Origin of the sequence: Cognatundibacterium luofuense, from assembly GCF_018139685.1 — a bacterium.
GTDB lineage: Bacteria > Pseudomonadota > Gammaproteobacteria > Burkholderiales > Burkholderiaceae_D > Undibacterium > Undibacterium luofuense.
On record NZ_JAGSPN010000011.1, the window covers coordinates 42,945 to 67,262 of the forward strand.

Below are 24,318 nucleotides of genomic sequence, written 5' to 3' on the forward strand. Positions count from 1 at the left end.
CGACACAATTGGCATCGACGCTGGCGTTGGATTTGCCACTGAAAATTTGCACTGCATGCTGATCGCAGACGACATCAGGAAATTTCAGAAAATTTGTGGTGAATCCGCCTCAGGTGCTGCGCAACACAGCTCTGCAAAAAACAGGGGGGCGTAAAAAAACCGGCAGGTTTGCACATGCCGGCTCAAATCTGGAGAGTAAAACAACAATCAGAGTGCTTCGACGCGACCTGCAAGACTTGCTGTCGGAACAACTCGCTGCAGGAAAATTTCTTTGCCGCCACCGATCAGTGCACCAGTAATGCCGCCAATCACACCGCCAGCCATTACACCAAGCAAGCCGCCAGCCAGCGCACTGGTACCAACTGCACCCCATTCAACACCACCGCCTACCGCCTCCACTTCACTCAGATTCAGCTCTTGCATATTCGCTCCTCAGGTTAAGACAATGTCACGCTGCAAGCACCGGCTTCGGTACTCAGCAGCCTGCTCAGTATTTCGATTGCATAACTTTCAGGCAAGACGGATCAGGGGGATAACGTGGCAGGCGTAACAACTTTTACATCTCCGTGCAGCAGGCAGAATTTGCGCATCGTTTTCTGCACAGATCTGTTGCGCGCATGCAGCAGACAACACTCACAAGCGACGCGCCAGCAACACCACATCTTCCGTCTGCTGGCTGGCACTGGCCGGACTGGCGATCAGCGCTTGCTCCAGAATCTGAAAACCAGCGGCGCGCACCATCGCTGCAATCTGACCGGCACTGCGGTAAAAGCTGTGTACACGGTCCCCACCGGCGCTGACCTGCACCCCGCTGAGCGCGGCATCGCCCGCGACACTGCTCAGCAACAAAGGCGCGCTGGAATGCAATAACCGGAATAATTCCGCCAGACTGCGTGCCGCATCATCCTCATTCAGATAACTGAGCCCGAAACAAAATGCCGCCGCACCGAACTGCAGATCTTCCGGCAGGCACTGCAAATCGCGGCAATCCGCCTGCACACAGCGCGCCTGCGGCAAACGCTGCAGTACCTGCTCCAGCATGGCGGCGGAGCGATCCACGCACCAGTAATCGAGTTCCGGCCGCCGTGCTGCCAGATACGCTGCCACCTGCCCCGGCCCGCAAGCCAGATCCAGCACGGCGCAGGATTGCGCTGGCAAGGCGGCCAGTAAAGCGTCGTAATACTGGTCATAATCCGGCAAGTCCGCATATTTTTCCGCGTAACGCCGGGCATGCAAGCCAAAGGTTTGCACCGATTCCAGATTGTAATCTTGCATGATCGCTCCTGATGATTGTGCAGACATCCGCATTGACCTCAAAATTGCCCTGCCCGCTCAGCCAGTGTTTCTGCCGACAAACGCAAAAAACCGGCTTTTTTCTGTGCTAAACACCGCATTTCAGGCATTTCAGCCCATTTCCGGCATGGCACCCAGCGCTGCCGGCTGCCGGGGTCAGTCAGTGTAACAGCCAGCCACCTGAGCTTTGCTTGCCGGTCTTATTTTTTTTGAAATACAATCGCCGCCAGATGGCGCAAGGCGGTCTGTTTCAGCATACGCCACAACGCAAGCGGTACAGCCAGCGGAAGGCACAGCCATCACAATCCCGGCAACGTAAATCAACACTGACAGGAGACAAACTATGGCCCGCAGCATCATCGACTTATCCATTCCGATAGAAAACGATATCCCATCCGATCCGCCCGGCTATCAACCCAAAGTCACTTACTACCGCCATCAGGATACCTTCGGCCAGATCGCCCCTTTCTTTCCCGGCCTGCAAGCCAGCGACTTACCGGACGGCGAAACCTGGGCCGTGGAAAAAGTCGAACTGATCACCCACAACGGCACGCATCTCGATGCGCCCTACCATTTTCACTCCACCATGAACCGTGGCGAACGCGCGATCACGATTGATGAAGTGCCGCTGGAATGGTGCTTTCAGCGCGGTGTGAAACTAGATTTCCGGCGTTTTGAAGATGGTTACGTGGTCAGCGCCGATGATGTGGCGCGCGAACTGGATCGCAACCAGGTCAGCCTGCAACCGCTGGATATCGTGGTCGTCAACACCCGCGCCGGCAGTCGCTATGGTCAGCCGGATTACCTGAGCGCCGGTTGCGGCATGGGCTACGATGCCACCATGTTTTTGCTGGAACGCGGCGTGCGCCTGACCGGCACCGATGGCTGGAGCTGGGATGCACCGTTCATTCACACTGCGAAAAAGTACGCCGAAGAAGGCAATCCGGCCATTATCTGGGAAGGCCATAAAGCCGGACGCGACATCGGCTACTGCCATCTGGAAAAACTCCACAACCTCGAAGCCCTGCCCGCCACCGGCTTCACCATCGCCTGCTTCCCGGTCAAAATCCGCGGCGCATCCGCAGGCTGGACGCGTGCGGTAGCCATTTTTGATGATGAAAAGCGCTGAAACAGCGCCAGAATCAGTGTAAATGCGGAGTCCGGCACAGCAAACCGGCTGTCGTCGGCAGAAAGTCCGGACTTCCGTAAATAAGAAATGACGAGAGCTGCACAACTTGCTGTGCATTCAAGAGGTGCTGTCGTCAGCGCGCGTCTGGATGACGGGCATGCCACACAAAAGCAGAATCAAATCTGCCTGAATAAAAAACTGCAGGAAGACAAAAACAAAAAACCCGCCATCTTGCGAAAGCGGGTTTGATGATTTGACAGATATGGTGCGAGGCCGGAATCAAATTATCAGTAAAAACACATATAAAACAACGGTTTAGTTTTTTTCGAAAATCAAAATACCGTAAAAAATACCGTAAAAACTTTTGGATACCCCCCTTGCTTTCGCAAAAAGCTACCTTAACAACAACCAAATGGGGAATATTTACCTGTTTTCTTTTGCAAGAATACCCGTTGCTACAGCACGACAATGCAGCCTGCCTATCGTTATACCCAGAACTTACGATACAACCCCCTTAAGTAAAATCTGACAGTAGCGGAAGCTCGGGACTCGAATTACCCGTGCATATACCCTGCTCTGAAAGAACCTATAGGGGGCTACCCCCTTCCATCATGCTACAAAGCAACATTTCCTAACCAAAACCACGGAGCCCCCCACCCCGTCCACAATCCACAAGTGGTATTGTCAAATACCACAAAAGGCAGATGCATTGATAAGCGGCTGCACCTGCATCATCGTTGTTTGCAAGCTCGGGTGTGTTCTCAAAAAGGTGTAACGGTGTAACAGAGGGGGTTAATCACCCGGAAAGCCTTATCTGGCGCGGGTTTCCGTGTTACACCTTCAAGGTGTAACACTCACCGGTAAAGGTGTAACGGTGTAACAAAAACCCCTCAATTCAGGCCGTTTTGAGGGGTTTTTACTGGAATAACTGTATGCATGAACAGTTATAATGACTGGATAGTGTATTTGTGGCGCAAAGGATATTCCCCCGCGCCACCACCACAGGCCGCGCCGCCAACGCTGACGCACAGACAAAGTGGTATTATCAAACCCTTACCTGATACTCAGACAGAGCCAATAACTTATCGCTTCTGATTTTGTAATACCGGCCTAAGCCACCGGCGAAGCGTTCCACAATACTGGTTTTGCCTTTATTGTCTTTCTCAAATACACCCAGCTCTGCCAGCTTTGCTGATAGCTGGCGCTGGTCGTATCCCTTGCATACCTCGTCCTTAAACACCTTCGGTATCATAAAATACTCGATTGCTGCCCCGTCTGCTTCGTCCGGGTGCATTTTGTCGCCGTATTCTTTCTGCCAGTCGGTGTTACTTTTTATCGGGTTGCCTGCTTTGCTGACAATGCGTTTATATCCGGCCACGTTCATGGTTTTGGGTGCGTGATCGTCTAAGGCTCTGTGTGCCCACACAAAGCGGGAATCACCGTTCGCCTGTATGAAGTCAGGCAGCAGCGCCAGCATCCTGTCATGCTCAATATCGCCCGCAGTACCGCGACTACTGAGCCAGTCATGAAAGCAGGTCTCTGCGGCGGCTGTGGCTTCACCATCCGCCCAGCCAGTGATACCCGCACCGGTTGCCAGCTCACCACCGGCGGCCACCAGCGAAAAGAACTCAGACACGCGCTTTACTTGGCCGTGTGCATTGGCCGGACACAGGCGGGCAGACGTGGTGCCGACCGCATCCCGCAGCAGTTCTGGCAGCATCTGTACGTTATCTACCAGCCATTCGATAAATGCCAGACCAGCGGTGCCGTAATACTGCTGCGCCATACCGACCAAATGCCGCGACAAGGCCGCACCGTCTGACTGGTCGTGCAGAGTTTCAAAGACACCTAAGCCTTTTCCGGCATCTGCCCGGATATGCGCCATCCGCACATCTTGGCCGCCTTTGGTCGCTTTTCCGGCTTCGGCCATCTTTGCCTCTAACGACAATTCACCATCACTGATAAAAATCAGCCGCCATGTGGCTATTTTCTTGGCCGTGGCGTGCTGGGTTGCCCGGCCTTTGCCCTTTTCATTACTGAGCATGTACGCGATATTACCCACCATCTTGGGGTCTGCCTGCCCGAGTTCATCCAATACCAGCAATGCATCAGAATGGCGCTGTGCGGTCGCTTCTAATGAGTTATCGGTGACGTGCCAGCTCTGCGCATAATCAGCACCACCAAATACCGAGGCAGCCACCTTCATGGCGGTACTTTTGCCGGTAGAGCTGCTACCCATTAAATGCAGGCCGAAACTTTGCACCTTCGCATGATGCAACAGCACAGAGGCAAAGGCCGCAGAAGTAAAGAACAACAAACGCGAATTACCACGGCAGTACGCGCCGACATGCTCCCGCCACGCCACCAGGTCGCCACGTTGTTTGAAATGGGTACTGACTGTGCCATTTGTCTGAAACAGCACCTCCTCAGCACCGTTGCCTATGCTGCGGTCTGGCAGGACATATACATCCTCATGCCATCCTGTGCGCTCTACGCATCGCACCCGGCTGTCTGCCTCCGCTGTCTGAATATACGTCGTTAACAAATTCCGTGGCTTCTGGCCGGGTTCAATCATCAGACCAAGTGACAATAAATCTGCCCGGTATTGCGTTCCGTCGCCGGATAACATGCGGGAAGGCATCGCCCAGCGTTTGATATGTCCGTCCGGGTCTGGCAATTCCAGCAAATATCCCCATTCGCTGCTTGATGCATCCCGGGTGCGTGCAACCACCCGCAGCGGCGAACAGATTTTAAGGGCTGGCAAGGCTTCGCCTTCATGAAAGGCGTGATAGAAAACACCTTCATCACTGGCCGTAAAAAATGGTTTGGCAGAACCTGCGCCAGCGTCTGTAGGCTTTGCCTTTCGGGTAGTGACACCGGCATTACGGGCGCTTTTGGGCTTGGCGGTTGCCTCAGTATTACCCACGCTGCTTAAATCGCTTGGCGGGCTGGTTTTATGGGTTGCTTGCGGTTTTGCGGCTGGCTTGTCTTTGCTGGCGCTGACAATTTCCTGTATCTGCCGGGTAACTGCATCCATTCCGGCAGAGCGCATCTGGTCATTGAAATCATTACCATCTGCGGCCAAGCCTTCCGGCTTACACCACCACGCCTGAATACTCGCGGCTGCTTCCTTTGCCGCCGCCACGCCGGGGTTTTTGCCTGTCTTTGCTTGGGTCTGCTGGTCATCATCTGCACACACCAATATCTGCTTATCCGGGAACCGTTGCCGCATCCGGGCACAAATATGTTTCAGGTTACTGGCGCTGAATGCCACGGTAACAGCGTAGCCAGTGCATTTGTGCAGTGCTGCTGCGGTGGCATAACCCTCTGCAATCAGCAACCAGTCAGATGCAGCCGGGTTGCCTATCTGGTGGCAGCAACCCGACATTCTGGCATCTGCGATAAATCGTTTATCACCATTGCTGAAAATACGTTGCACATTGCAGAGCTGGTCTTTGTCATCCACCAGCGGCACCAGCAAGGTATCGCCGGTGTTATGCGGCATGTAGCGGACACCATATGCACCCACCTGTTTATGTTGCAGGTATGCACAATAGCCGGTCTCGTTTGCTGACTGCCACATCTTGCGGGCTTTGGTGGCAGCGTCTGTCTGCTTACGGGCAATCTCTTCCTGTTCTGCGGCCAGCCGGTCTGCGCGTTCCTTTGCCTGCTGTGCGGCCTGTTCCGGGCTGATATGAGCTGCCGTCTGTGCTTTGATGTCAAAGCCCCGGGCTTTCGCCTCATACAGCACTGTACCGATACCAATCTTGCCGCCCACTTTAAAGCTGCGCCAGCTCGATTTAACAGCGGCAGCATCATAGTTTTCTGCGGTCTGGCTCCATGTATCAAACAGGTCAAACCCGGCATCAGCAAATTCCTGCTTAATACCCATACCCATTTTTAACCACAGCTCCCGGTCATCTGCCGGGATATAGGTCAGCGCCACCCGGACGGCATCCAGACTGGGGCGCTCAATCACTTTGTTTTTCATTGTTTTCCTTTGCGCTTAGAGAGCTTCGCACTCAGGCGAAAACACGCACACTGGTACAAAACGTACAGACGTATGCACCCCCAGCGCATTGGCGAACCAATGCGGCTTATCAATTGTTTTGGGGTCATGTCTGTCTCTTAGTGGACGGGGCAGCCCGGCTTTGGCCTGTGTGGAGACGAGCTAATTAGCTTTAACTTACCGCTGCGTGGCGCAATGCATAACGGCTGCACTGAAATATCAACCAGCAAATCTAAAATAAATTTCAGCGCTTCAGCGTTAAGCTTACGCATTTGCAAAATTGCGTTCTTTTCGTCACGACTGAGCGATTCAATCAAACTGTCATAATCATTGATTGCCGCCAGTATCGGAGTGGCTTTTACGGGGGTCTTCTTAGTCATGACTAACTCCCTCTTCAGCCACAACCAAGCTATGTAAAAGCTTTTGATTGATCTCTAAAATCTCTTTGACTTTCTTGCAGGCATAACCCGCAAAAAAACCAATTGAGTCAGCCAACTGGCTTGTTTGTTCGTCTGCAAGGTCTATATCTTCGACCTTATCCATAATCACATCAACAAACTGACCAACCTCAGTGGCGGCTTTCTCAATCTCGAAGCCAAGCGCGTGAACAAAACCAATTCGGCGTTCTGGATTTTCAATTACATCAAAGATATGCGCCCGTTCTGTGTCACTGGTCAGTGCACGAAACGAGAGAACTAACGCCAGCTCTTTAGCGGACAACGTTACAGTTTTTTGATTGCGGCTTTGCGCAGATGTGCTTGTATCAGTCATAGCAGACTCCTTTTACGATGATGGAGCCGCCTCCCGCTGTCAAACGGGGTGGGCAGCAAATAGCAGGGTTGACAGACCGGCGTAAAAGGAAACCGGCAGGCCGAAGCCTCCCTGCTACTGCCGCCCGTAGAAAGGGTGCAAGAAGCCACGCATGAAAAAGCCGCATTGCGCGGCCTATGCGCCTTTTACCTGTCGAGCTGTCAAACTCGTTCCCTTTTTTCTCAGGGACTCGCACAGAATAATCCCTGTGCTTGGCATTGGCAATATTTTTTCTCATACAACGCGCTCACCGCCCAACTGACGCAAGAGAATCGATGTATTGTGCGATTGTTTCAGAAGGCCATGCAATCGCCCGAACACCAATTTTTATCGGTGCTGGGAAAGTACCGTTTTTAATTCGACGATAAATCTCGGTGCGCGATAACGCGGTCAATTCCTGCACTGAATTAAAGCGTAAAAGCTGTGAGGGTTTAGTGACATTATGCATAATGTCCTCGCTTAAACTGCCGACGCTTTAATGCCAGAAGACAGGCTACCCACCATCTTTTTCAACGTACTACCGATATCAGAATTAACATCGCTAATAGCATTCAGCTCCGCTTCAATATTTGTTGCACCAAACTCAGCAACTGGGCGGACTTCGCGGAAGTAATAACCACCAGCACGATTTTCACCCGGCAATGCATTCATCATGCACTCGCTACCAATTGCAGGAATCATAATTTCAGCTGAATACACGACTGACGCGCTTGCAACCGCATCTCGCTGCGCCATTGCTTTTGCACATGCCATAATGCGGCGATAACTATTCCGCAATTTTTCTGCCGCTGCAAAATACACATCTTCCGCGTCGGAAATCTGCAAGGCCAGCCACTCGATTTCAAGTTGCTTTACCTTTTCTCGCTCATCTAACGCTTCCTGCTCAATAGCATCCAGTCTGCGACGGAATCCCGCCTGCTTCATCTCGGACTCCTTTTGCGCCCGTTTCGCCGATTGATAAGCGTTTTCTTCCGCGATAAGTGCCTGTTTGCATTGCTCCAATTCATCAGCAGTTGCTTCATTCAATGCGTGCCGGACAGTGCAATCCTCAAGCGCAACTGTCGCAGCCGATAACGCTACATCACTAATTTCAATCTTAGACTCTGCAATCAAGCGATTGAGTGTTTGGATATCAGCCAGCTTTTTTTTGTGATTCAAAACAGCATCTTTCAAATTAACTTCCAATTTTGATTTAGTCATTATTTTCTCCAAATACGTTAAAGGACGTTTTTGCACGTCATGGTATTTCATGCCGTGTCATGGCGCATCATGGTTCAAAATTGCATTCCCAAATAGGGCAAAATGGGAATATTTTTAGATGGCAGCATTTCTCGGTGTTCCTCGATATTCAAGGGAACAACTGGGAACAATATAAAATTAAGCAATTCTCAAAAATAGGCCAAAATGAGACTACTTTCGATGCCATCACCACTTGGTATTCCATGAGGTAGCCGGGGGCAGTATAGGCATTACGCTATTTTCAAAAATAGGGCAAAACCGGAAAATCTGAATTGCGGTAGATATGAATCGCGCTCGCCGCGACGGCGCTGGCGGGTAAACCCTTTGCGCGAAATTCCAAAAACTGGGGTTACGACACCCCAAAACGTCGAAATTCGCAACTAACAGGAAATTCCTTGAAGTTGAAATACAGTGAAAAGTTGAATGCTGTTACACCATTGCTACACCTTTGTTACACCTTTTTATGTATCGGTGTAACAAGCAAAAATCAATTAAAACAAGGCTTTGCACTGACTGTTACACCGTTACACCGTATTTTTTAAAAATAAGGCCGGGCATATTGTCGATACACATAAAAAAACCGCCCGGAGGCGGTTTATCTGTGCGGCTGTCGCTGGTCAGGACGCAGAACGAAACGGGATGATTTCAGCCCCTTGCTTGAGCTGGTCTAAGCGGTCAGCCCATGCCTGCATCATTTTGCGCCGGTCTTCAATGTACTTCGCTTTCTGGTACACGCCTTTAACGCCTTGCGCCAAGTGTGACAATTGCCGGTCTATGGTGTTTTCATCCCAGCCCATTTCCGCCAGCATGGTAGCGGCGGTATGTCTGAAACCATGCGGCTGGATAACGTCGCCGCCATAGCCGAGGGTTTTAAGTGCCTGGTTAATTGTTGCCTCGGACATAGGACGGTGCCCGGAACGTACACCGAACACATATTCCCCCGCGCCGGTCAGTGGTTCTAGCTGGCGCAGAATGGCAATGACTTGCTCTGCCAGCGGGACAATATGGTCTATATCCGTTTTGCTGGAATGGTAACGCCATTCCTTTGACTCAAAATGTATGTCTGCCCAGCGTGCCTGCCGCAATTCACCGGGTCTGACAAACACCATAGGCAGCACCTTTAACGCGGCCAGCGTCACTGGTGCGCCCCGGTATCCGTCAATATCCCGCATCAATTGCCCCAACAGCTTGGGGTCATCAATATGCGCGTAATTCTTTTGGGTATGTGGCTGCAATGCACCCCGCAAATCTGCGGCAATATCGCGTTCAGCTTGCCCGGTTGCAATCGCATAGCGCCAGAGCTGTCCCATTTGTTCACGTACACGATTGGCGGTCTCTGTTACCGGTGCGCCCTTATTGTTTTTGCGTTCCGCAATACGCCGGAGGCATTCCAGCAAAGCGGGTGCTTTAATCTCAGCGATTGGCACCTTGCCCAGATAGGGTATCAAGTCATTTTTCAGGTAAGCAGCAGCCCGGCTGCGGTGGCTTTCTGACTTAGTGGAAATTTTGGCCTCGAACCACTCCCACGCCACGGCCTCAAACGTACCAGCCACCGGCAAACCGGCTGCACTGTTTTCTGCTGCGGCCTTTGCCTTGCTGATTTCCTGTTTTTCCTCCTTACGCTTTTCGGCTGGGTCAATACCAGAGGCAATCATTTCCCGCGCTTCCTCTCGCTTTGCCCGGGCAGCAGCAAGGCCAAATTCCGGGTAACGACCAAAGGACAGTGTTTTGCGCTTTTCATTGATGGCGTAATCCAGCCGCCAGAGCTTAGAACCATCTTTGCTCACCCAGAGGTACAGGCCGCCCCCGTCTGTCAGTTTGTAAGGGGCATCTTTTGGTGCGGCATTTCTGATTTTTGCATCAGTTAGCGGTGTACTTTTGCGTGGCATTGTCAGGCTCCGGTATCGGTCTGTTTACGGTATATGGAAAATCACGCTAACAAGGCGGAAAGCCAGTACTGGCGCGGCTCTTCGGAGGGGCAAACAAACAACGGGAGGGTGTTAGCGGTATTTTTTACGGTATACGTAACGGTATTTTTTCAGGTTTTTACGGTATACCGTAAAAAATACCGTAAAAACTTTGGGATGCCTAGGTGCAGTATGGTACGTGCTGAAACAAAAAACCCGCGTATTCACTGAGGAAATCGCGGGTTTTGAGTCTTCTTGGTACTTCTTGAAATACAGATATGGTGCCCGAGGCCGGAATCGAACCGGCACGCCCCTTTTACGGAAAGCGGCGGATTTTAAGTCCGATGTGTCTACCAGTTTCACCACTCGGGCCCATCCCTGCAAGCAGGGAAATCTGATCTTTACAAAAAAAGCGCCCTAAAGCGCTTTCTTGATTCTGGAGGCGGGGGCCGGAATCGAACCGGCGTCCACGGCTTTGCAGGCCGCTGCATAACCACTTTGCTACCCCGCCATGACAGCACCGTTACCGGCACAATCAATCTGGAGCGGGATAAGAGGCTCGAACTCTCGACCTCAACCTTGGCAAGGTTGCGCTCTACCAACTGAGCTAATCCCGCATTTAACATGCTGTATTACTGAAGAAATCTGGAGCGGGATAAGAGGCTCGAACTCTCGACCTCAACCTTGGCAAGGTTGCGCTCTACCAACTGAGCTAATCCCGCTTTGATCTTTTCAGCACTACTAAAATTTTGGAGCGGGATAAGAGGCTCGAACTCTCGACCTCAACCTTGGCAAGGTTGCGCTCTACCAACTGAGCTAATCCCGCATCACTAATTTTTTCCGAAGCTTTTGGAGCGGGATAAGAGGCTCGAACTCTCGACCTCAACCTTGGCAAGGTTGCGCTCTACCAACTGAGCTAATCCCGCAGCAACGAAGACCAGAATTATAAATTACCGGAGAAATTTGTCAAGCACATCACTTCGATTGATCCATTTTTTCCGTGCTTTCCTTAATCAAAGGCCAGGCTTTTTTCAGGTAATAGAACATCGACCACACGGTCAGCACTGCGGCGATCAGCAACAACCATGAGCCCAGCAAAGCGCCGTCCAGACCGAATATCAGCTGATCGTAATACAGCAGCATAGGAATCGCCGCCATTTGTGCCGTGGTCTTAATTTTACCGAGCGAATTCACGGCAACTGACTTGGATGCACCGATCAGCGCCATCCATTCACGCAGCGCGGAAATCGTGATTTCACGGCCAATGATAATAAAGGCGATCACGGCATTAACGCGATCCAGTTGTACCAGCACCAGCAGCGCACCGGCCACCATCAGCTTATCTGCAACAGGATCAAGAAAAGCACCAAACGAGGATGTCTGATTCCAGCGCCGCGCCAGAAATCCGTCAAACCAGTCAGTGACGGCGGCAACAATGAAAACGATCGTTGCAGCAAGTCCTTTGTGATACGACGCCAGCCAGCTTTCCGGCAAGTAAAACACACCAACCACCAGTGGAATCAATGCGACCCGCAACCAGGTCAGCAATATCGGAACATTAAAAGGCATGAGGATTCAACCGAGATATTTTTCCGACATTATATGGGGCTAGCGCAATCGCTTGTAGATTTCTTCCGCAAGTTTTCGGGATATCCCCTCAACACCGGACAATTCTTCCACACTGGCTGCAGCAACACCTTTCAGTCCAGCGAAGCGCGCCAGCAAGCGCTGACGGCGCTTAGGGCCAACGCCTTCAATCTCTTCCAGCTGCGACGACTGCCGCGCCTTATCACGTTTGGCACGCATGCCGGTAATAGCGAAGCGGTGCGCCTCATCGCGGATTTGTGCAATCAGCATCAGCGCTGCTGATTCTTTCCCAAGCTCAAGCTCCGTTCTGCCATCTGCAAACACCAGCGTTTCCAGGCCGACTTTACGGCCCTCACCTTTGGCAACACCCACAATCAGGCTAATGTTCAGACCCAGCTCTTCAAACACTTCACGCGCCACTGTGATCTGACCTTTACCACCATCAACCAGTACCAGATCAGGCATCACCTGATCGCCCTGCTGCTCGCCGGCTGCCAGCTTTTCATAGCGGCGCGTCAGCACCTGACGCATCGCAGCGTAATCATCGCCTGGCGTAATATCGTGAATATTAAAACGACGGTACTCACTGTTTTGCATGGCGTGATGATGGAACACAACGCACGACGCCTGCGTTGCTTCGCCCTGTGTGTGGCTGATGTCAAAGCATTCAATACGCAGCGTTTCCAGATCATCGGAATCCAGCTGCAGCACTTGGGCCAGCGCCCGTGTTCTGGCTTGCTGAGAGCCCTGTTCAGACAGCAATCGTGCGAGTGCAAGCTGCGCGCCCTTCACTGCCATTTCCAGCCATAAACGACGCTGCTCCTGCGGCTGCATCACCAATTGAATCTTATGACCGCACTGTTGCATTAATGCCGTCATCAGCTCCGGCGCATCGAGTTCAATATTGGTAATCAGTACCGAAGGAATCGCCTGATCTGCGTAGTGCTGCGCCAGAAATGCGGCAAGGACTTCCGCTTCAATACTCTGATCTGTTGTCCCCTGCACATCATCGACATGCGTCGGAAAATAGGCGCGGTCACCCAGATGCCGCCCGCCACGAACCATCGCCAGATTAACGCAGGCACGTCCGCCTTCCACCAGAACAGCAATGATGTCGATGTCCGTTGTGCCTGTCGTTTCCATGCTCTGTTGCTGGAGAATTTTCGACAAGGCGGCCATTTGGTTACGTACCACTGCAGCTTGTTCAAATTCCAGTTTTTCTGCATGCTGCATCATGCGGGCTTCTAAGGCATGCAACACTTCATGCTGGCGTCCGCGCAAAAACCCGCTGGCATGCCGAACATCTTCCTGATACTGCTCCGGCGTAATCAGTCCGACACAAGGGCCGCTGCAACGCTGGATCTGATGCAACAGACAAGGACGGGTGCGGTTATGAAACACACTGTCTTCACAAGTGCGTAATAAGAAAACTTTTTGCAGAATCTGCATAGACTCACGTACAGCCCACGCCGACGGAAACGGCCCGAAATACTGATGCTTGCGATCTACACCACCGCGGTAATAACTGATACGCGGCGTCGCATCGCCGGAAATACGCAGATACGGATAGGACTTATCGTCGCGGAATAAAATGTTATAGCGCGGCTTCAGCGCTTTAATGAGATTGTTTTCAAGAATCAGCGCTTCCGCTTCGGTACGGGTAACCGTCGTTTCGAGACGCGCAATGCGTGCCACCATCATTGCGATACGCGGACTGGAAAGGGTCTTCTGAAAATAAGAGCTGACTCGCTTCTTCAGGTCTTTGGCTTTACCAACATAAAGCACTTGATCCTGTGCATCAAAATACCGGTAAACGCCGGGCAAATGCGGCAACTGACTCACCGCATCACTGACTTGCTGCCGGATATCCGGCCCTACACTGTCATTCATGTCCATGACTGACAGTCTCAATAATCACAAATGCCACTGCGTATTCACGCTCATCGCTGAGCGAAACATGCGCACGCCAGCCACGTTCAGCCATCGCGGATTTCAACGGTTCACCGTAATGCAATTCCGGCTTACCTGATGCACCCGAAACGGTCTGCACATTACGTAAGGTCACAGGGTCACTGACGCCAGTGCCAAAGGCTTTGCCAAATGCTTCTTTCACTGCAAACCGTGTTGCTAAAAACCGTATTGCGCGGGCAGCAGATTGCGCCCGCCTTACTTCAAAGACAGGCCACTCCAGATCGCCCAGCACCTTGCGGGCAAAAGCGTCGCCATGACGCTGCAAAGCCTGTTCAATACGTACAATACGGACGATGTCGTTACCGATACCCGCAATCACAGGCCTCTCCTCTGCAGAGATTCAGCCCTTATCTTAGCGACGCTTGCGCACATATCGCGAACAGCTTTGACAACACCTTCTTTCAGGCAAGCCTGTGCTAGCCCGGCAGAAAACAAAATCTGCTGTACCTGCATTGATGCTGCCAGCACCGGCAAATCCTCAGTACGCGCAACTTCAAACCAGACCGGCACATTTGCTGAGGCAAACCCCTGCAGGTGGTCATGCAATGCACGCGCGTCTGTCAGCATCCCCGCAGACAAAATCAACTGACGACCGACCTGCATTTCACCGGAAACCGGCAGCACAGTCGCGAGCACATCATCACCAGAAATCACTTCGCAATAAGGCGCATGAATGACGCAACCCGTATCATTCAACACCGTATCGATACCGGCTTCAGCGAGCATGCAGGTCAGTTGCGTCATAAAGGCAGCATCTGCTACAGCGCATTCAGGGACAAAAGCGGACAAACGTACTGCCAGTCGCGGCAAAAAAGTAAAATTCTGAATCATGATAAATTCTGTAAATCAATTAACAGCTGGCGCGTATTCAGCACGGCACCATGCAAGTGGTGTTGCAGCAGCGAACGTATTAAAAGTTTACTTTGAATCTGAATCTGTTGCTCGCGGAAGTCTCCTTCGTGCATCGCAAGCAGGCACGCGCCGGAAACCACTGGCAAATGCTCCTGATGCTGCGCCGGGCGCACGCCCGCATCAGGATCAAGCACATAAGCGAGCTCAGGAACCACACTCATACGGCTGCCACTGCAAAAGCGTAAATCGCCCAGCAAGCCAGCTTCTTTCAGCAGCACAAGCTCAAACTGACGCAATACCAGCGCCACAGGCTCACCGTGTGCCAGTTGATTTAAGGTAGAAACATATTGCTGGAATAAAGCCGGATGCGGATCATCGCGCACCAGCAATTTGAGCATCAGCTCATTCAGATAAAAGCCGCACACCAGTGCAGACTTTTCAAGGGGGAACATACCGCCTACCCAGTCAGCCTGCGTCAGATTTTTCAGATCCTGTTTACCGGTCCAACTCAATTGCAGCGGCTGAAAAGTTTGCAATACACTGCGCAGTTGTGAATACGGACGCTTGGCACCTTTTGCGATCAGCGCGATGCGTCCGCAATCCCGTGTCAGCACATCAATGACGAGACTGGTCTCTTTATAGGGGCGACTGTGAAGCACAAAACCCGGCTGCGTCAGCACTTTTCTCTGAACAGCCGATCGCGGAATAGCAGTTGCAGGCACGGACGGCGATTCTGCCAGCCATTCCGCAAGCTCGTCGTCATCCAGCGGAACACTGCCGGTCATGGTTTTTATTCGTAGCCGTAAGCGCGCAGGCCAGCTTCATTGTCCGCCCAGCCTGATTTCACTTTCACCCAGACTTCCAGATACACTTTGCCACCAAACAGTTTTTCCATATCGATACGGGACTGAGTGGAAATCTCTTTCAGGCGCGCACCTTTGTGACCAATCAGCATGGCTTTGTGACTGTCACGATCCACCAGAATCGCAACGAATACACGACGCAAATCACCTTCCTGCTCGAATTTCTCAATGATGACAGTGCTCGTATACGGCAGCTCATCACCGACAAAGCGGAATACTTTTTCCCGCACGATTTCGGCTGCCAAGAATTTCTCGCTGCGATCGGTAATATCATCTTCACCGAACATCGGCGGATTTTCCGGAAGGAAATCGCGCACGACACTCTCCAGACGATCCAGCTGGAAACGCTGCTTCGCTGAAACAGGGACAACTGCCTTGAATTCAAATGCATCGGCAACCTGACGTGCAAACGGCATCAGTACAGCCTTATCTTTCATGCGGTCTGCTTTGTTGATAACGAGAATGCATGGCACATTTTTTGGCAGCAGCTCAATGACCTGCCGGTCGGCATCACCAAATGTACCCGCTTCAACAATATAAAGAACCACATCCACCGCAGTCAGCGTCGTCGTTACGGTACGGTTCAGCGTGCGGTTCAGTGCGTTCGAATGGCGGGTCTGAAATCCGGGTGTATCAATGTAGACAAACTGCGTTTGTTCTTTGGTCTGAACACCGGTGATACGGTGACGGGTAGTTTGCGCCTTACGCGATGTAATGCTGACTTTTGCACCAATCAACTGATTCATCAGCGTGGATTTGCCAACATTCGGACGACCGACAATAGCAATATACCCGCATCGGAATCCGGGATTTTCTGTTATTTCCTGCATGGGTATACCTATTCAGATTGAGTTGTATGGTCTGCACCGGCCTGTGGCTCCGGTTGAACAGTTCCAATGCCCGCCAGTTTCATTTGCGGGCTGCGTGCACGGGATTTCCTGGCAGCGGGTGTTTTTGCCAGCGTCGCAATCGCTGTTTCCAGCGCCAGTTTCGCTGCTGCCTGCTCACCGGCGCGACGACTGCCACCTGTACCGAATACCTGAATATCCAGTTTAGGCACCAGACACTCAATTTCAAATTCCTGATTATGGGCAGCACCGTGTGTTGCTACGACATTGTATTGAGGCAAGGCGATTTTTTTACTTTGCAGAAATTCCTGCAGCAAAGTTTTAGCATCTTTACCCAGTGTAGACGGATCGACCGAAGTCAGCACTGGCTGATATAAAGCCACAATCACTACTTTTGCCGCATCAAAACCTGCATCAAGGTAGATCGCACCGAACAATGCCTCAAGCGTATCAGCCAGAATCGAAGGACGACGAAAACCACCAGACTTCAGCTCACCTTCACCAAGACGGAGAAACTGCGATAACTCGAGCCGCTGGGCAATTTCGAACAACGATTGTTGTTTGACCAGATTTGCCCGGACGCGCGATAAATCGCCTTCGTCGATATCAGCAAAACTTTCAAATAACAATGCTGCAACCACACAATTGAGCACCGAATCCCCAAGGAATTCAAGGCGCTCATTATGGGTACCGCTGTGACTGCGGTGTGTTAATGCCTGCTGCAATAAAGCGGGGTTACTGAACTGGTGCCCCAGTCTCTTTTGCAATACTTGTAAATTCATATTTTATTTCGCTTACTCCGGCTTTTTAGCAACAACACCGGAACGGGCTGTAGTTCCCTCATACTCGAGCAATAAACTGGCAGGTCCCACCAAAGGAATCTTTTTCTGATAGGAAAAGCTCACTTCCATGCCATCATCACCCTTCGTGAATTGCAGGTCTTTACCTGCAATCGATGTGATATAGCCAACTTCTGCCTGCTTATCAAATGCCACCTGCACTTCACGTGGCGTACTTGCACCATTTTTTGCGGCAACGATCGCTTTTTTAATCGAGCTGTACTCAATAGCTGTAGGAACAACTTTCATCGCTACCATGGCAAGCACAACCAGAACACCAAGCGACAAAACTAATCCAACCAGCGAAAGACCTTGCTGACGGGACTTCAGTTTCAATGCATTTTTGCTCATCATCATTGTCCTTTGCTTAAATTACTGGAAACTGCCAATACGACGGATATTACCGAGATTCATCCAGATAAAAAACGCTTTACCAACAATATTTTCATCCGGTACAAATCCCCAGTAGCGGCTATCTGCACTACGGTCACGATTATCACCCATCATAAAATACTGCCCCTGCGGCACAGTACAGGTGAAACCTTCGTTATCGTATACACAGTTTTCACGTCCCGGAAACTTCATCGGTTTTTCAACCCAAACCGGAGAATCATCATTATTCAGAATATGGTGCTGAACACCGAGCAAATTTTCTCTGAACTGTCTGGAATACTCCAGATTATTGTCACCCAGAAAATCCTGGAGTGGCTCATAAGAGGCGAGCTTCCCGTTGATGGTCAGTCGCTTATTTTTGTATTCAACTTTATCGCCTGGAACACCGACAACGCGCTTGATGTAGTCAACCTGAGGGTCCATCGGATATTTGAATACCATGACATCGCCGCGCTGCGGTTGCCCAATCTCAATAACTTTTTTATTGATCACCGGCAGGCGAATGCCGTATGTAAATTTATTCACCAGAATAAGGTCGCCAACAAACAAGGTTGGCAGCATTGAGCCTGACGGGATCTTAAATGGTTCAAACAAGAATGAACGCAATACGAAAACCAGCAAAATTACAGGAAAAAAGCTACCTGAGTATTCAATCCAGACTGGCTGACGCAGAAGACTTGACGCAATTTCTTCGCGTTTATTGGTATCCATTCGAACACCATCCGCCGCCAGCTTTGCTTCGCGCTGATCATATTCAGCAAGCGCTTTTTCCGCAGCTTCACGCCTCTTTTTTGAAAGAACGAATAAATCGAGCGTCCAGATAACGCCTGTCACTACCGTCAGTATCAGTAAAATCAGTGCAAAATTTGTCAGTAAAGACTGAAACATTATTTTTCTTCCACCTGTAAGATTGCAAGGAATGCTTCCTGCGGTACTTCAACGGAACCCACTTGTTTCATCCGTTTTTTACCAGCCTTTTGCTTCTCAAGCAATTTACGCTTACGGCTGATATCGCCGCCATAACATTTGGCCAGAACATTTTTACGCATCGCTTTGACGTTTTCACGAGCAATGATATTGGATCCGATTGCGGCCTGAATGGCGACATCAAACATCTGACGCGGAATCAGTTCACGCATTTTCGCTGCTACCGCACGTCCGCGATACTGACTGTTGGCGCGGTGAACGATAATCGCCAATGCATCAACTTTTTCGCTGTTGATCAGCATGTCGACTTTCACAACATCAGCATGGCGATATTCTTTGAATTCGTAATCCATGGATGCATATCCGCGCGAAATCGATTTCAAACGATCAAAGAAATCCAGCACGATTTCAGCCATTGGCAAATCATAAGTGAGCTTCACTTGCCGGCCGTGGTACGCCATATCCATCTGAACACCACGCTTCTGAGTACACAGGGTAATCACTGCCCCTACGTACTCTTGTGGCATATACAAATTGACTGAAACAATCGGTTCACGGATTTCTTCAACTTTAGATGGATCAGGCATCTTTGCCGGATTATCGACCTGAATAATCGATCCGTCAGCCATCACAACCTCATAAACCACTGTCGGAGCAGTTGTAATGAGATCCATGTCGAATTCGCGCTCAAGTCGTTCCTGCACAATTTCCATATGCAGTAAGCCCAAGAAGCCACAGCGGAAACCGAAGCCCAGCGCCTGAGAAACTTCCGGCTCAAACATCAGCGCCGCATCATTCAGCTTCAGTTTTTCCAGAGATTCACGCAGCGCGTCGTACTGGTTTGCCTCAACCGGGAATAAACCTGCAAACACCTGTGGCTGAATTTCTTTAAAACCAGGCAATGGTTCTTTTGCTTTATTTGCTACCGTCGTAATCGTATCACCGACTTTGGCTGCTTTCAGCTCCTTGATGCCAGCAATAATGAAACCCACCTGACCTGCCACCAGAGAGTCGCGGGACAACGACTTCGGCGTAAATACACCAACACTCTCAACCAGATGCTGAGCCTCAGTCGCCATCAGCAGAATTTTGTCTTTCGGACGCAGCGTGCCGTTAACAATACGTACCAGCATCACGACACCAACGTAATTATCAAACCACGAATCGATAATTAAGGCCTGCAGCGGTGCAGACGGATCACCCTCCGGGGCTGGCACTTTTGCAATCAGCGACTCAAGAACATCTGCCACGCCCAGACCGGTTTTTGCGGAGCAATGCACTGCATCCGTCGCATCAATACCGATAACATCCTCAATTTCTTTTGTCGCGTTATCCGGGTCAGCTGAAGGCAAGTCGATTTTATTCAGAACCGGTACGACTTCCACACCCAGATCAATTGCCGTGTAGCAGTTTGCAACTGTCTGCGCCTCAACACCCTGCGATGCATCGACGACCAACAGCGCTCCTTCACAAGCAGACAAAGAGCGGCTCACCTCATAACTGAAGTCAACGTGCCCTGGGGTATCAATCAGATTCAGATTGTAAACTTTACCGTCTTTGGCCTTGTAATTCAGCGCAGCTGTTTGCGCTTTAATCGTAATACCGCGCTCACGCTCGATATCCATCGAATCCAGCACCTGTGCTTCCATTTCACGGTCAGAAAGTCCGCCGCACAACTGAATAATACGATCAGCCAGGGTAGATTTACCGTGGTCGATATGAGCAATAATAGAAAAATTCCGGATGTTATTCATTGGGTAACAATTCAATTCGAAAGCACAGCAAAAACCGGCTAAAAAAAAGCGCTCCGGTCTGGGCTCAATCCCAGGCGGGCGCCTGCCAGTCTTTTTTGCAAAGCGTCATTTTACCGGATTTCGAGTCAGAAATCCGTGATTAGTCCGAGAATCCACTCAGTCGGCGGGCAAAAACGACAAGAATCCCGGTAGCAATATTTGTTTCTGCTGAGGCAACTGCCAGACCGGATCGTATTCAATGTGCGCAAGATACAAGCCATCCGGCATAAAGGTAGGTGCAGCCAAGCTTCGGTCCTTTGCCTCCAGCAACTCATGCATCCATTCCGGCTCACGCTTACCTGTACCGACAAACACCAGTGAGCCCACAATATTCCTGACCATATGATGAAGGAATGCACTCGCCTTCAGCGTAAAAATAAACATATCGCCATGCTGCCGGATATCAATACTGTACATATGCTTAACCGGCGATTTCGCCTGACATTCCGCAGCACGGAATGCTGAAAAGTCATGTTCGCCAAGCAAATATGCTGCGCCCGCCTGCATTTTTTCCAAATTCAGTTCACGAAACACCCAGCCTGCCCTGCCCCCCCATAAAGGGGACCGAATCTTATTATTATGCAGAACATAATGATAGGTGCGCGCTCTGGCACTGAAACGGGAATGAAACGCCTCCGGAGACACAGGATCACAGTCGAGCTCCTTAGCCCATTGAACTGCAACCGAGGAAGGCAGAAATGCATTTACGCCGTTCACCCATGAATAAGGGGTGCGTATCAGTTCGGTATCAAAGTGCACAACCTGCTCAAGTCCATGCACACCTGCATCTGTCCTGCCGGCGCAAGTCGTATGAACAGCCTGATTGGTAAATTGTTTTAATGCTCGCTCAAGCACATCCTGAACCGTATCGCCGGAAGGCTGCTTTTGCCAACCACGCCACGAATTCCCGTCGTACTGCACTCCCAAAACGATACGTTTCACATCTAATCCCACAAAAAGAAAACGGGCGCCGACCTGCGTCAGCGCCCGCGCATCATGGACGAAAATCAGGCAAGTTGCAACAACATCGCATTTGCGCGTTCGCGTTGCTCTGCATTACCACCGCGAACAACCTCTTCAAGCAACTCTCGTGCGCCTTCACGATCACCAATTTCCTGATAAGCCACTGCCAGATCCAGCTTCGTAGACATTTCAGCGTTCTCTGGCTCGGATTCCGGACCAGCATCAGCGGTCGGAATATCTGCAATCTCATTCGCAACTGGCGAAGGATCAAGATTCAGGTCGATACCAGATAAATCAAATTCGAATGCCGAAGCCTGCGCATCAACCGCAGGAACATCAGAAGTCAGATCGGACGGCACAGATTCTTCGATTGCAAAATCAAGTACCGGAACCTCATCGCCTGCATGCTCGTCTGCCAGCGAAACCTCTGCATCCAGTTTTGGCACACCATCGTCAAAAGACATTGCGCTCAGATCCGGAATACTTTCATTTGGAACCACATTCAGTTCCAATTCCGGCAACGTAAAATCGAGACTATTGTCGTCGGCTACAGATAACTCAGGCTCGCTTTGTACGACTGATTCAGGTTGAACAGCCGGCGTTTCAGGTTCACCGAAATCAAAGTCAATCACACCCAAATCCGGCTCATCGTTTTTCACAACTGGCTCAGCTGCAGGTGAATTCGCAGGTAATTCAGGCACAGCAGGTACGTCATCGCCAAAACCGAGATCAAAGTCCAGTGCGGAAGTATCAATCACGGCAGGACCAGATTCTGTCGCCATAACAGGAGCAGCTTCTTCAACTTGCGGACCAGGTTTAGTCGCGGTATCAATAATACTGATCGCCTCCAGCATATCCTTAGACATCGAATTTGAAAGCAAGGCCTCCGGATCTAAATCCTCCAGCGGATGCGTAGGCATACCGATGCCAGCATCAGAAACAGGCGCTTCTTTAGACTGACCGCCGGCATACAGCGGATTCGTTGGCTCCAGCGAGACACCCATCGATGCTGCCTGCGCCCACTCTTCGCCGGTACCGCTGGTCATTCCATACAGCTCACTGGCCACACGTTCAAACTGACGGGAGTCCTTACGCGCAAAGTAAATTTCCAGCAATTTCAAGCGCACGGCATGGCGATCAGGCTGTGTTCGCAACGCTTCCTTCAGAATTTCTTCCGCCTGCGTGTCACGACCGTAAGCAATGTAAACATCAGCCTCCGCAACAGGATCCACCTCATTGGCATCCAGTTGACTGGCAGACGGAGCAAAGTTGGAATTGAACACGCTGTTATTTGTATCCACACTCTGACCGCCAGTTGAACCGAACATCGAGTTCGCTTTCATACTGGAACCAGTAAGAATACTGTCTTCAAATTGCTGTTGCTTTTTGCGACGCTGATTAGCCCACAAACCAACGCCAGCCAGTATTGCGATTAATCCGGCGCCCGCAGGCATTGCCCAGTCAGACAAGCTTTCGAAGAAACTCGGCTCAGGCGGTGGTGGTGGTGGCGGAGCAACCGGGCGACGACGTGGCTTTTCAGCACTAGCCGACGCAGAAGCACTGGCAACGGCTGGAGCCGACGCCACTGCTGATGCCTGCACTGCTGCGGGGGCAGATGCTGTTGCTGCAGTAGAAGCGACTACCGGTACGGGCTGAGCAACAGGTTTCTCTGCTTCTTTTACTTCCTTGCCATCTTTTTTCACTGATTTCGCTGTCAGCTCGGCTTCTTTTGCAGCAAGATCTTTATTTTTAACGTCCAGCAGCTTTTGCAACTCACCGACATTTTTTTCCAGCTCTTTAACGCGGCTGTTTGCCTCGGCTACTGCTTTTTCTTTCGCAATTTTCTCTGCCTCAGCAGCAGCCTTATTACCTGCTTCTGCCTTGGAAAGTTTCAGCTTATCTGGGGATTCCGCACTCGGGGTCGGAGTTTCCTTTACTTTAGCGGTAATTTTTCCGCTTGCAGCCTGTTTCGCAGGTGCGGTACGTGCTGCTGGTGCACGCTCAACCTGTTCAGCCAGTTTGCCACGGTATGCACTGAAATCATTCGAATGTGCAATCACAACCGAGTGTGCCTCGGTCGCATTTGGTGCAGTTGCTTTTACCGATTCGGTATCAGGAATTTGCAGAATCTGGCCAGCACGCAAACGGTTCATATTGCTGCCAACAAATGCATCTTTATTCGCTTTATATAAAGCAACCAGCATTTGATCAAGCGAAACACCTTCTGAGCGATATGCTCCTGCGATTTTACTGAGAGTCTCACCAGGCTTTACAGCATGTTCAGCAGCTGTTTTTGCTGGCGGCTGAGATGGATTTGCAGCCGCCACTTGCTTTTTTGCTGCCTGCTGAGCAGGAACTGATTGCACAGGCTGAGGGGCTGTACGAATCTGTGATGCGCCATTTTTTGCTGCTACCTGTGCAGACTGTCCTGTGCGGAGATCAACCGGATCAAGCAGGAAAGTGTATTCACGCAGCAACTTTCCGTTCGACGAATTGAGTTCCAGCAGCATATCGACGAATGGTTCATTCATCGGCTGACTGGATGTCACTTTAATGATGTAGTTATTGCCGCGCTGCTCGATACCAAACTGCAACGACAATAATGCTGCATTGAATTCAATATTGGCACGTTTAAATGCCTCCGGCGATGCCAGTTTCGGCGTCAGAGAACCAAGTTCCTCTTTATTCGGGGAAGTCAGTTCAATTTCAGCTTTTAACGGTTGTCCGAGTGCTGACAATACCGTCAGTCGCCCCATGCCGGTTGCGCTCGCATCCGCCGCAAACAGCATAGCAGAAGCAACGGCGACGCTCAGTGCATTACGCCCCAGAGAAATAACGGATTTTCTTTTTTGTTTTTGCATATTGTCAGACAATTCGGGAGGAAACAAACAACAA

Annotated in this window: 20 protein-coding genes, 6 tRNA genes and 1 pseudogene; 1 reads left to right on the forward strand and 26 read right to left on the reverse strand. The window is 50.9% G+C overall.

The genetic code is table 11. From position 1 onward, the window contains the following. Positions 1–207 precede the first annotated feature (207 nt). On the reverse strand, positions 208–423 hold the full coding sequence (locus tag KDM89_RS14300; RefSeq protein ID WP_212688608.1) for a hypothetical protein: 216 nt from the start codon (positions 421–423) through the stop codon (positions 208–210). 210 nt (positions 424–633) lie between these two features. Beyond that, on the reverse strand, positions 634–1,275 hold the full coding sequence (locus tag KDM89_RS14305; protein ID WP_212688609.1) for a class I SAM-dependent methyltransferase: 642 nt from the start codon (positions 1,273–1,275) through the stop codon (positions 634–636). Between the two features lie 361 nt (positions 1,276–1,636). Between KDM89_RS14305 and KDM89_RS14310 the strand changes: the two genes are divergently transcribed. Beyond that, the gene (locus KDM89_RS14310) at positions 1,637–2,422 is read left to right on the forward strand and encodes a cyclase family protein (protein ID WP_212688610.1); all 786 of its coding nucleotides are present in this window, start codon (positions 1,637–1,639) and stop codon (positions 2,420–2,422) included. A gap of 1,045 nt (positions 2,423–3,467) precedes the next feature. Here the strand turns inward: KDM89_RS14310 and KDM89_RS14315 are convergent. The 24 genes and pseudogenes from KDM89_RS14315 to KDM89_RS14430 form a co-directional block, all read right to left on the reverse strand. After that, positions 3,468–6,413 (reverse strand): DUF927 domain-containing protein, encoded by a 2,946-nt coding sequence (locus tag KDM89_RS14315; RefSeq protein WP_212688611.1) that lies wholly within the window; start codon positions 6,411–6,413, stop codon positions 3,468–3,470. A 137-nt stretch (positions 6,414–6,550) separates the two neighbouring features. Further along, positions 6,551–6,811, reverse strand: a complete 261-nt coding sequence (locus tag KDM89_RS14320) for a hypothetical protein (RefSeq protein WP_212688612.1) — start codon at positions 6,809–6,811, stop codon at positions 6,551–6,553. Next, a complete protein-coding gene (locus KDM89_RS14325; protein WP_212688613.1) occupies positions 6,804–7,202 on the reverse strand; it encodes a hypothetical protein in 399 nt (132 codons plus the stop codon). The genes KDM89_RS14320 and KDM89_RS14325 overlap by 8 nt, the downstream gene beginning before the upstream one ends. A 286-nt stretch (positions 7,203–7,488) precedes the next feature. Next, positions 7,489–7,689, reverse strand: a complete 201-nt coding sequence (locus KDM89_RS14330) for a helix-turn-helix transcriptional regulator (RefSeq protein WP_212688614.1) — start codon at positions 7,687–7,689, stop codon at positions 7,489–7,491. Between the two features lie 11 nt (positions 7,690–7,700). After that, entirely contained in the window at positions 7,701–8,492 is a 792-nt protein-coding gene (locus KDM89_RS14335; protein WP_212688615.1) for a hypothetical protein, read from the reverse strand. A gap of 605 nt (positions 8,493–9,097) precedes the next feature. Next, positions 9,098–10,369, reverse strand: a complete 1,272-nt coding sequence (locus tag KDM89_RS14340; RefSeq protein WP_212688616.1) for a tyrosine-type recombinase/integrase — start codon at positions 10,367–10,369, stop codon at positions 9,098–9,100. A gap of 297 nt (positions 10,370–10,666) precedes the next feature. Then, positions 10,667–10,759: transfer RNA gene (locus tag KDM89_RS14345), tRNA-Leu, on the reverse strand. A 65-nt stretch (positions 10,760–10,824) separates the two neighbouring features. Next, positions 10,825–10,898 (reverse strand) — tRNA-Cys (locus tag KDM89_RS14350). 30 nt (positions 10,899–10,928) lie between these two features. After that, positions 10,929–11,004: transfer RNA gene (locus KDM89_RS14355), tRNA-Gly, on the reverse strand. A gap of 29 nt (positions 11,005–11,033) precedes the next feature. Beyond that, positions 11,034–11,109: transfer RNA gene (locus KDM89_RS14360), tRNA-Gly, on the reverse strand. A 28-nt stretch (positions 11,110–11,137) separates the two neighbouring features. Then, positions 11,138–11,213: transfer RNA gene (locus tag KDM89_RS14365), tRNA-Gly, on the reverse strand. A 24-nt stretch (positions 11,214–11,237) separates the two neighbouring features. Next, positions 11,238–11,313, reverse strand: a tRNA-Gly gene (locus tag KDM89_RS14370). Positions 11,314–11,362: 49 nt separating this feature from the next. Beyond that, a complete protein-coding gene (gene pgsA / locus KDM89_RS14375) occupies positions 11,363–11,956 on the reverse strand; it encodes a CDP-diacylglycerol--glycerol-3-phosphate 3-phosphatidyltransferase (RefSeq protein WP_189358170.1) in 594 nt (197 codons plus the stop codon). Between the two features lie 39 nt (positions 11,957–11,995). Next, positions 11,996–13,864 carry an excinuclease ABC subunit UvrC gene (uvrC, locus tag KDM89_RS14380; RefSeq protein WP_212688617.1) on the reverse strand — a complete coding sequence of 623 codons (1,869 nt, stop codon included), beginning with the start codon at positions 13,862–13,864 and terminating at the stop codon, positions 11,996–11,998. Further along, a complete protein-coding gene (gene acpS / locus KDM89_RS14385; protein ID WP_212688618.1) occupies positions 13,857–14,264 on the reverse strand; it encodes a holo-ACP synthase in 408 nt (135 codons plus the stop codon). The genes uvrC and acpS overlap by 8 nt, the downstream gene beginning before the upstream one ends. Continuing rightward, entirely contained in the window at positions 14,261–14,776 is a 516-nt protein-coding gene (locus tag KDM89_RS14390; RefSeq protein ID WP_212688619.1) for a hypothetical protein, read from the reverse strand. The genes acpS and KDM89_RS14390 overlap by 4 nt, the downstream gene beginning before the upstream one ends. Next, on the reverse strand, positions 14,773–15,582 hold the full coding sequence (gene recO, locus KDM89_RS14395; protein ID WP_212688620.1) for a DNA repair protein RecO: 810 nt from the start codon (positions 15,580–15,582) through the stop codon (positions 14,773–14,775). Before recO ends, KDM89_RS14390 begins: the two co-directional genes overlap by 4 nt. Positions 15,583–15,587: 5 nt before the next feature. Next, a complete protein-coding gene (gene era / locus KDM89_RS14400) occupies positions 15,588–16,490 on the reverse strand; it encodes a GTPase Era (protein ID WP_212688621.1) in 903 nt (300 codons plus the stop codon). Between the two features lie 47 nt (positions 16,491–16,537). Beyond that, positions 16,538–17,290, reverse strand: a pseudogene (gene rnc / locus KDM89_RS14405) (ribonuclease III); the annotation flags it as partial. Positions 17,291–17,302: 12 nt separating this feature from the next. Further along, complete coding sequence (locus tag KDM89_RS14410) at positions 17,303–17,704, reverse strand: DUF4845 domain-containing protein (RefSeq protein WP_329604672.1); 402 nt, start codon at positions 17,702–17,704, stop codon at positions 17,303–17,305. A 15-nt stretch (positions 17,705–17,719) separates the two neighbouring features. Then, positions 17,720–18,631 carry a signal peptidase I gene (gene lepB, locus KDM89_RS14415; protein ID WP_329604675.1) on the reverse strand — a complete coding sequence of 304 codons (912 nt, stop codon included), beginning with the start codon at positions 18,629–18,631 and terminating at the stop codon, positions 17,720–17,722. Beyond that, positions 18,628–20,421 (reverse strand): translation elongation factor 4, encoded by a 1,794-nt coding sequence (lepA, locus tag KDM89_RS14420; protein WP_212688624.1) that lies wholly within the window; start codon positions 20,419–20,421, stop codon positions 18,628–18,630. The genes lepB and lepA overlap by 4 nt, the downstream gene beginning before the upstream one ends. A 156-nt stretch (positions 20,422–20,577) precedes the next feature. Beyond that, positions 20,578–21,402, reverse strand: coding sequence for a tRNA pseudouridine(38-40) synthase TruA (truA, locus tag KDM89_RS14425; RefSeq protein WP_212688625.1), 825 nt, complete (start codon positions 21,400–21,402; stop codon positions 20,578–20,580). Between the two features lie 65 nt (positions 21,403–21,467). Beyond that, positions 21,468–24,284, reverse strand: a complete 2,817-nt coding sequence (locus KDM89_RS14430) for a motility hub landmark protein FimV (protein ID WP_212688626.1) — start codon at positions 24,282–24,284, stop codon at positions 21,468–21,470. Between the last annotated feature and the right edge of the window lie 34 nt (positions 24,285–24,318).